The sequence below is a fragment of the Acidovorax sp. HMWF018 genome (assembly GCF_003061035.1).
In the GTDB taxonomy this organism is placed as follows: Bacteria; Pseudomonadota; Gammaproteobacteria; order Burkholderiales; family Burkholderiaceae_C; genus Acidovorax; species Acidovorax delafieldii.
Genome location: NZ_QAIM01000315.1, coordinates 1 through 7980, shown reverse-complemented (window position 1 = coordinate 7980; position 7980 = coordinate 1). Strand labels below are relative to the sequence as shown.

General features: G+C 68.4%; 7 protein-coding genes and 3 pseudogenes. 7 read left to right on the top strand and 3 right to left on the bottom strand.

Annotation, left to right across the window (positions count from 1 at the left end; genetic code table 11):
• Nucleotides 1-228 precede the first annotated feature (228 nt).
• The 3 genes from DBR23_RS11990 to DBR23_RS11980 all read left to right on the top strand — a co-directional run bounded on the left by DBR23_RS11990 (nucleotide 229) and on the right by DBR23_RS11980 (nucleotide 3433).
• Nucleotides 229-1908, top strand: coding sequence for a sigma-54-dependent Fis family transcriptional regulator (locus DBR23_RS11990; protein WP_108498392.1), 1680 nt, complete (start codon nucleotides 229-231; stop codon nucleotides 1906-1908).
• Nucleotides 1909-1916: 8 nt separating this feature from the next.
• Nucleotides 1917-2663: a GntR family transcriptional regulator gene (locus DBR23_RS11985; protein WP_108498391.1), complete on the top strand. Its 747-nt coding sequence runs from the start codon at nucleotides 1917-1919 to the stop codon at nucleotides 2661-2663.
• 77 nt (nucleotides 2664-2740) lie between these two features.
• A complete protein-coding gene (locus tag DBR23_RS11980; protein ID WP_146191314.1) occupies nucleotides 2741-3433 on the top strand; it encodes a hypothetical protein in 693 nt (230 codons plus the stop codon).
• 14 nt (nucleotides 3434-3447) lie between these two features.
• On the opposite strand, the gene DBR23_RS11975 is transcribed toward DBR23_RS11980, so the two are convergent.
• Genes DBR23_RS11975 through DBR23_RS11965 form a run of 3 tightly spaced genes read right to left on the bottom strand, consistent with a single transcriptional unit; the run spans nucleotide 3448 to nucleotide 5309 of the window.
• Entirely contained in the window at nucleotides 3448-4068 is a 621-nt protein-coding gene (locus DBR23_RS11975; RefSeq protein ID WP_108498389.1) for a MarC family protein, read from the bottom strand.
• Between the two features lie 4 nt (nucleotides 4069-4072).
• The gene (locus DBR23_RS11970) at nucleotides 4073-4558 is read right to left on the bottom strand and encodes a MaoC family dehydratase (protein WP_108498388.1); all 486 of its coding nucleotides are present in this window, start codon (nucleotides 4556-4558) and stop codon (nucleotides 4073-4075) included.
• A 4-nt stretch (nucleotides 4559-4562) separates the two neighbouring features.
• Entirely contained in the window at nucleotides 4563-5309 is a 747-nt protein-coding gene (locus tag DBR23_RS11965) for an SDR family oxidoreductase (RefSeq protein ID WP_108498387.1), read from the bottom strand.
• A 123-nt stretch (nucleotides 5310-5432) separates the two neighbouring features.
• Here DBR23_RS11965 and DBR23_RS11960 point away from each other — a divergent pair, with 123 nt between their 5' ends.
• The 4 genes and pseudogenes from DBR23_RS11960 to DBR23_RS11945 form a co-directional block, all read left to right on the top strand.
• Entirely contained in the window at nucleotides 5433-6116 is a 684-nt protein-coding gene (locus DBR23_RS11960) for a dienelactone hydrolase family protein (protein WP_108498386.1), read from the top strand.
• A 5-nt stretch (nucleotides 6117-6121) separates the two neighbouring features.
• Nucleotides 6122-7032 (top strand): annotated as a pseudogene (locus tag DBR23_RS11955) (amidohydrolase family protein).
• A pseudogene (locus tag DBR23_RS11950) lies at nucleotides 7029-7358 on the top strand (glutathione S-transferase family protein); the annotation flags it as partial. The pseudogenes DBR23_RS11955 and DBR23_RS11950, both read left to right, overlap by 4 nt.
• A 54-nt stretch (nucleotides 7359-7412) precedes the next feature.
• Nucleotides 7413-7980, top strand: a pseudogene (locus DBR23_RS11945) (IS5 family transposase); the annotation flags it as partial.

The following is a 7980-nucleotide window of genomic DNA, read 5'->3' as shown; positions in this document are numbered from 1 at the left end:
GTCGGTGTGCAGCGCAGCTTCTGGATCGCCAGACACCCTTCGATAGTCTGTTTCTTGGACTGTTGCGGCGCAGCACGTGAGAAAAATCTCGATTTGATGAGGTGCTTTTTGCTGCGAGTGATCAAATGATCAATTTCAGGCACTGCTTCGCCGGTTTGTCGATTTGGGGGTGCTTGGCGGAAAATATCGAGATTCCAGTCGCGGCAGAGCGACCCACCGGAGACACCTTTGGACCCCCACCTGACCTACCCGCCCGACAACGACCTGCGCCGGCTGCTGCGCTTCGAGCCGCACAGCGGCGCCATCTGGCTGGGCGAGCGGCGCATGGTGCTGCTGCACACCGCGGCGCTGACGGCGCTGCGCCACGACCTCATCACCTCGGTCGGCAAGGAACACGCGCGGCGCCTGCTCACGCGCATGGGCTATGCATGCGGCCTGCACGATGCGGGCTTCGCGGCCAAGACGCGCGGCAAGAAGACGCTGGAAGACATGTTCCTGGTCGGGCCGCAGCTGCACATGCTCGAGGGTGCGGCCCGGGTCACGCCGGTGCGGCTGGAGATGGACGCCGCGGCCGGCCGCTTCGAGGGCGTGTTCCGCTGGGACGATTCGTGGGAGGCACACGCGCACCGCCTTCACTATGGCGTGGTCGACGAGCCGGCCTGCTGGACCCTGCTGGGCTACGCCAGCGGCTACGGCAGCGCCTTCATGGGCCGGCTGATCCTGTTCAAGGAAATCAAGTGTTCGGCCTGCGGCGACGACCACTGCCTGATCGAGGGCCGCCCGATCGACGACTGGCCCGACGGCGATGCGCACCGCCAGTACTTCGAGGACGACTCGCTGCTGGAGAAGATGGCCGCGCTGAACCAGCAGGTCGAGGCGTTGAAGAACACGCTGGAGCCTGCCGAGTCGGGTGGCATGCTGGTCGGCTCCTCGCCGGGCTTCCAGCACGCGCACGACCTGATGCGCCGCGCCGCGGCGACGCAGGTGACGGTGCTGCTGACCGGCGAGACCGGCGTGGGCAAGGAGCGCTTCGCGCGCGCGCTGCACGAACACTCCGAGCGCGCCGCCGGGCCGTTCGTGGCGGTCAACTGCGCGGCGCTGCCGGCCGAGCTGATCGAGGCCGAGCTGTTCGGCGTCGAGAAGGGCGCCTTCACCGGCGCGCATGCGGCGCGGGCCGGCCGCTTCGAGCGGGCCGAAGGCGGCACGCTGTTCCTCGACGAGGTGGGCGACATGCCGCTGCCGGCGCAGGCCAAGCTGCTGCGCGTGCTGCAGGAGGGCGAGATCGAGCGCCTGGGCAGCGAGAGCGCGCGCAAGGTCAACGTGCGCCTCGTGACGGCGACCAACGTCAACCTCGAAGCCGCGGTCGAACGCGGGCAGTTCCGGCGCGACCTGTTCTACCGCCTCAACGTCTACCCGATCTGCATCCCGCCGCTGCGCGAACGCAGCAGCGACATCGAGCCGCTGGCTCGGCACCTGCTGGCGCGCTTCACCGCGCTGCACCAGAAGCGCCTGGGCGGCTTCAGCGACCGTGCGCTGCAGACGCTGGCTCGCCACCGCTGGCCCGGCAACGTGCGCGAGCTGGAGAACCTGGTAGAGCGCGGCGTGATCCTGGCGGCGCAGGGCGGCGTGATCGAGGCCGAGCACCTGTTCCCCAACCAGTCCGAGCCGACGCAGGACGGCATCGACCCGCAGGGCCGGCTGGCGCGCCGTGCGCCCGAGGACGAGCTGCGCCTGTGCGCGCAGGTGCTCGATGCCGGCGTGCCGATCGAGACCCTGGAGGCGCAGGTGCTGGCCCTGGCGGTCGAGCGCAGCCGCGGCAATCTGGCCGGCGCCGCCCGCCTGCTGGGTCTGAGCCGCGCGCAGCTGGCCTACCGGCTCAAGCGCGCCCAGAACCCCGAACCCGACTGAGCACGTTCATGTTGCACACACTGCTCCAACCCGTCCACGCTGCCGGCCCTGCGCCGCGCAGCGACGAACCCGAACCCCGCACGCTCACCGAACGCGCCTACCGGGCGCTGCGTCACGACATCGTGTGCGGCGATCTGCAGCCGGGCCAGCGCCTGCGCGTCGAGCACCTCAAGGACCACTACGGCGTGGGCGCCGGCACGCTGCGGGAGGCGTTGGCGCTGCTCGTGTCCGACGCGCTGGTCACGGTCGAAGGCCAGCGCGGCTACCGCGTCAGCGCGGTCTCGCTGGACGATCTGCGCGACCTGACCGACACCCGCGTGCGGCTGGAAACCGAAGCGCTGCGCCAGTCGATCCGGCTCGGCGACGCGGGCTGGGAGCGCTCGGTGCGCGGGGCCTTTGCACAGCTCAGCGTGGCCGAGGAGGGCGGCGCCGGCCGCGACCCGGACCAGTGGGAGCGCGCCAACCGCCACTTCCACGAAACCCTGATCGCGGGCCACAGCTCACCCTGGACGCGGCATCTGCTGGACATCCTCTACCGCCACGGCGAGCGCTACCGCCACATCGCCATCCGCATCGGCGCCACGCCGGGCTTCGACCGCGATGTGCACGCCGAGCACCAGGGCATCTTTCTGGCGGCGATGGCGCGGCAGGAGGCGCGCGCCGCGCTGGCGCTGGAAGCCCACATCCGCCTGACCTGCGACATCCTGACGCGGCACGCAGACGCGGCGGCAGGGGGCGGATTTAAGCTGTCTTAATACGGGTAGGGGTACCATGGTCTTCCCCTTGTCCACCTGCAACGGCCATGAAGTACCCACACCTCCGAGTCCTGTCCGTGCTTGTCCTTGCCGCGGGCGCCTGCGCCTGGCCCGCCTGGGCGGCCGACCCTGTCACCGATGCCCTGCAGAAGGCCTACGTGCCCTACCGTGCTGCCCTGTTCAAGACCAACGCCGGCCAGGCCGGCGAGTCCGCCGAAGCGCTTAAGCAGGCACAACAGGCCTGGGCCCAGGTGACCCAGCTGGTGAAGTCCCAGCCCACCGTGCCTTATGCCAACGATGCGCTGATGGCCAAGACGCTGACGGGCGTCGACGGGTACTACGCGGTGGCCGCGCAACAGGTGGCCGCTGGCAAACTGACCGACGCACACGCCACGCTGGAGTCGGTGCGCGACCTGCTCAGTGAACTGCGGCGCCAGAACCAGGTGATCGTCTACAGCGACCACATGAACGCCTACCACGCCCAGATGGAGCATCTGCTGGACGAGGGGCCGAAGTGGCTCCAGGCGGACGGCGGTTTGCCGAAGCTGGCCGCGCAGGCCGGCGTGCTGAACTACCTGGCGGGCCTGCTCGCCAGCGAAGCCACTGCGGCGGCGCAGTCATCGCCAGAGTTCAAGGAACTGCTGGGCGCGGTGACTCGGTCGGTGGAGGCGCTGAACGCGGCGGTGGCGGCGGGCGACAGGGCCTTGATCGAGAAGGCCATCGGCCAGGTCAAGGCGCCCTACAGCAAGCTGTTCATCAAGTTCGGCTGAACCGGGGTCGCTGCTCAGGCGCCCAGCGCCGGGAACAGCTTGACCAGACCGGCGGCCATCACCTCCACCGCGAGCGCGGCCAGGATCAGGCCCATCAGCCGGGTCATCACGTTGATGCCGGTCTGGCCCAGGAAGCGCGCGATGGGCCGGGCCGCGGCGAAGCACACGGCGGTGGCCAGCGCGATCACCACGCCGTAGCCCACCAGGGCGGCGTGCTGGAAGAAGGTCTTGGCCTGGTCGGCGTAGATCACCACCGTGGACATGGTGGCCGGGCCGGTGAGCAGCGGGATGGTCAGCGGCACCACCGCGATCGAGGCCTTGGTGCCCGCGTCGTCCACCTCGCCCTTGGTGGCCTTGGCCTCGGCCGGCTGGGCGTTCAGCATGGACAGGGCCGAGGTCAGCAGCAGCATGCCGCCACCCACCTGGAAGCTCGCCAGCGAGATGCTGAAGAACTCCAGCACCTGCAGGCCCATGATGGCGCAGGTGGCGATGACCACGAAGGCGCTGAATGACGAGATCAGGATGGTGCGCTTGCGCTGCGCCGCACTGAAGCCCTGCGTGTAGTGGATGAAGAAGGGCACGATGGCCAGCGGGTTGACCAGGGCCAGCAGGGTGATCAGGGGCTTGAAGTCCATGCCGCTATTGTGCGGGCTCCCGTCTTCTGAACATGCCGTAGCCCTCCATGTGCAGCACTTTCTCGCCCTGCTGGTTGAACATCTCCCAGATCGTGCGCACCAGGCCGACGTCGGGGCGTTTGCTCATCGGCCGCTTCTCGGTGATGGTGTGCTGCAGCCGCAGCACGTCGCCGGGGTAGACCGGCTTGGTCCACTTCAGGCTCTCCAGGCCGGGCGAGCCGAGGCTGGAGGTCTCGTGCAGGAAGTTGGTCACCATCAGCCGCATGGCCATGGCGCAGGTGTGCCAGCCGCTGGAGCTGAGCGCCCCGAACACCGAGGCCCGGCCGCCTTCTTCACTGAGGTGGAAGGGCTGCGGGTCGAACTGGCTGGCGAAGGCGATGATCTCTTCCTTCGTCGGCGAGATGCTGCCCAGGTCGCGCGTCTGGCCGATCTCCAGGTCTTCCCACCAGATCTTGATGTGCGGGCTGTTCTCGGGTGTGGTCGCGGTCATGGTTCTAGCGTCCTCCAGAGACGTCGATCAGGGACATGGTGGTGTAGCTTGCAGCATCCGACAGCAGCCAGACGATGGCCTGCGCCACCTCGTCGGCCGTGCCGCCGCGCTGCATGGGCACCTGGTGCTTGAGCAGGTTCACCCGGTCGGGGATGCCTCCCGAGGCGTGGATCTCGGTCTCGATGAGGCCCGGTCGCACCGCGTTGACGCGGATGCCGTCGCCCGCTACTTCCTTGGCCAGTCCGATGGTGAAGGCGTCGATCGCGCCCTTGGCCGCCGCGTAGTCCACGTACTGTCCGGGCGCACCCAGCCGCGCCGCGGCGCTGGACAGGTTGACGATGGACCCGCCGTCGCCGCCGTGGCGCGTGCTCATGCGCCGCACCGCCTCGCGAGCGCAGAGAAAACTGCCGAACACGTTGATGTCGAACATGCGCTTCCAGCGCGCCGCGCTCATCTCGTCGACGCGGGCCGTCACGTCGACCACACCGGCGTTGTTCACCAGCCCGGTGAGCCGGCCCAGCTTGGCGTCCACCTTCTCGAACATGCGCAGCACCTGCGCCTCGTCGGCCACGTCGGCCTGCACGGTGATGGCGGTCCCGCCGCTGACGCGGATGCTGCGCACCACCTCGTCGGCCGCCAGCGAATTCGCGGTGTAGTTCACCGCCACCGCCCAGCCCTGGCGCGCCGCGAGCAGCGCGGTGGCCGCCCCGATGCCGCGGCTGCCACCGGTGACCAGCAAAACCTTGTTCATGTCTGTGCCTCCTGCAAACGGCCCGAAACAGCGGTACAACCGCATCTACCGGAACATAACGCAGCGCCGGGGGCCTCGCCCGTCGCCGACCGGACCCACAACAACCCATCGTTCGGAGACTTCATGGGAACCTTTGCCCAGCTCACCGCCGCCGACGGCTTCACCTTCCCCGCCTACGTGGCCCAACCCGCCGTCCAGTCCAAGGGCGGCCTGGTCGTGCTGCAGGAAATTTTCGGCGTCAACAGCCACATCCAGGCCGTGGCCGACGGTTACGCCGCCGACGGCTATTTCGTCGTCGCGCCGTCCACCTTCCACCACGTCAAGGCCGGCGTCGAGCTGGGCTACACCGAGGCCGACATGGGCGCCGGTTTCGAGCTCAAGACGGCGGTGGAAGCCCTGCCCGCGCCCGGCGTGCTGGCCGACATCCAGGCCGCCATCCGCCACGCCGCGCAGGGTGGCAAAGTGGGCATCGTGGGCTACTGCTGGGGTGGCCTGCTCACCTGGCGCAGCGCCTGCGAACTGGTGGGCCTGAGCGCTGCCGTTCCCTACTACGGCGGCGGCATGACCACCCCGGCCGAGGTGTCGCGCCAGCCCCAGGTGCCGGTGCTGGCCCACTTTGCCGAAGAAGACAAATGGATCCCGCTGGACAGCGTGCAGGCCTTCCGCCAGGCCCATCCGGAGGTGATGGTGCACACCTACCCGGCCCACCACGGTTTCAACTGCGACCAGCGGGCCAGCTGGAACGCCGACGCCGCCCGCCTGGCGCGCGAGCGCAGCCTGGCCTTTCTGGCGCAACACCTGGGCTGACGGCCATGTCACCCGCCGTGCGGCTGCTGGGACTGCTGGCGGCCGCCACCGCCACGGCGGTTCAGGAGCAGACGCCTTACGCCGGCCCGCTGTTCGACGCCCACCTGCACTACAACGACGAAGCCTGCGTGCACGCCACGCCCGAGCCCGCCTGCCCGCACCCGCTGGAGGACGTGCTCGCGCGCATGCAGCGCAACGGTGTGCGCGCCATCGTCGCCAATTCGCGCCCCAACGACGGCACCCGGGCGCTGGCCCAGGCACGTGCGCAGACCCAGGCCGCCGGCGTGATGGTGGTGCCCTTCGTGCGCCTCTACTGCGACCGGGCGGGCTACCACAACTGGTTCCGCGACCCCGGCATCGCCGAGCTGGTGCAGACCGAGCTGGCGCGCGGCACCCCGAGCGGCCCCTACCGCGGCCTGGGTGAACTCACCTCTACGACAGTGCGAACGCCAACGGGCCGGTGGCGCAGGCGCTGATGGCGCTCGCCGAACAGAAGGATCTGGCCGTTCTGGCGCACGTGGACGACGTGGCCATCGATCTGCTGATGGCGAACGCGCCGTCCAAAGGCCGCAAGCTCAAGCTGGTCTGGGCGCACACCGGCATCGGTGGAACACCCATCGAACGGGTGGACCAGTTGCTGGCGCGCTACCCGCAGCTCATGGGCGAACTCCCCTACCGCCCGGGGCTGACCTGCGATGGCGGCCAGCTCTGCCCCGAATGGCGCGCCCTGCTGCTCAAGTACCCCGACCGCTTCCTCATCGGCTCCGACACCTGGGTCAACCAGCGCTGGCTGTACTACGACGACCTCATGCAGGGCTATCGCGCGTGGCTGGGCGGCCTGCCGGCCGACGTGGCGCGCCGCATCGCGTGGAACAATGGCGCCCGACTCTTTGGGCTGACCCCCGCGAACCGATGATCCAGCTGCACCACTACCCCAGCACCGCCAGCATGGCGCCGCACATCCTGCTCGAAGAGCTGGGCGAGCCCTTCGAGCTGGTGCTGGTGGACCGCATGCGCGACCAGCAGAAGTCGCCCGACTTCCTGCGCCTGAACCCCAACGGACTGATCCCGGTGTTGATCGATGGCGACCTCGTGCTCTACGAAACCGCGGCCATCTGCCTGCACCTGTGCGACACGCGCCCGCAGGCGGGTCTGGCGCCCGCGCTGGGCACGCACGAGCGCGCCCATTTCTACAAATGGATGGCGTGGCTGACCAACACCCTGCAAGCCACGCTGATCGTCTAGGGCGTGTTAACACTAATTGCGATGGAAGTCACCGAATGTGAAACTGCAGGCATGGAGATCACACCCGAGCAATTCAAACGCATCGAACACTGCTTGCCCGTGCAGCGCGGCAACGTCAGCCTGAGCAATCTGCAGGTGGTCAACGCCATGTTGTATGTTGCCGAACACGGCTGCAAGTGGCGCGGACTGCCCAAGCGGTTCGGTAACTGGCACACGATCTACACGCGCATGCGGCGCTGGACCAAGGCGGGTGTGCTGGACAAAATGTTCGAGGAGCTGCAGCGCGAGCAGCTGGTGCGCGTGAAGATCGAGGCGGTTTCGCTGGACTCCACGAGCATCAAGGTGCACCCCGATGGAACCGGTGCTCTAAAAAAAAGGCCCACAGGCCATTGGCAAGTCCCGAGGCGGATGGAACACCAAGATTCATATGGTTGCCGCGGATGCTCGAACGGCCGTGACGTTCTGCCTGTCGCCTGGACAGGCCCACGATGCGCCCGAGGGCAGACGCCTGCTGCAAAGCCTGGGGCCTGCGAGCCGTCCAATTCACTTGCTCATGGATCGCGCCTATGAAGGCAACGAGACTCGCCAGCTTGCCCTTGATCTGGGATTTATCCCGGTC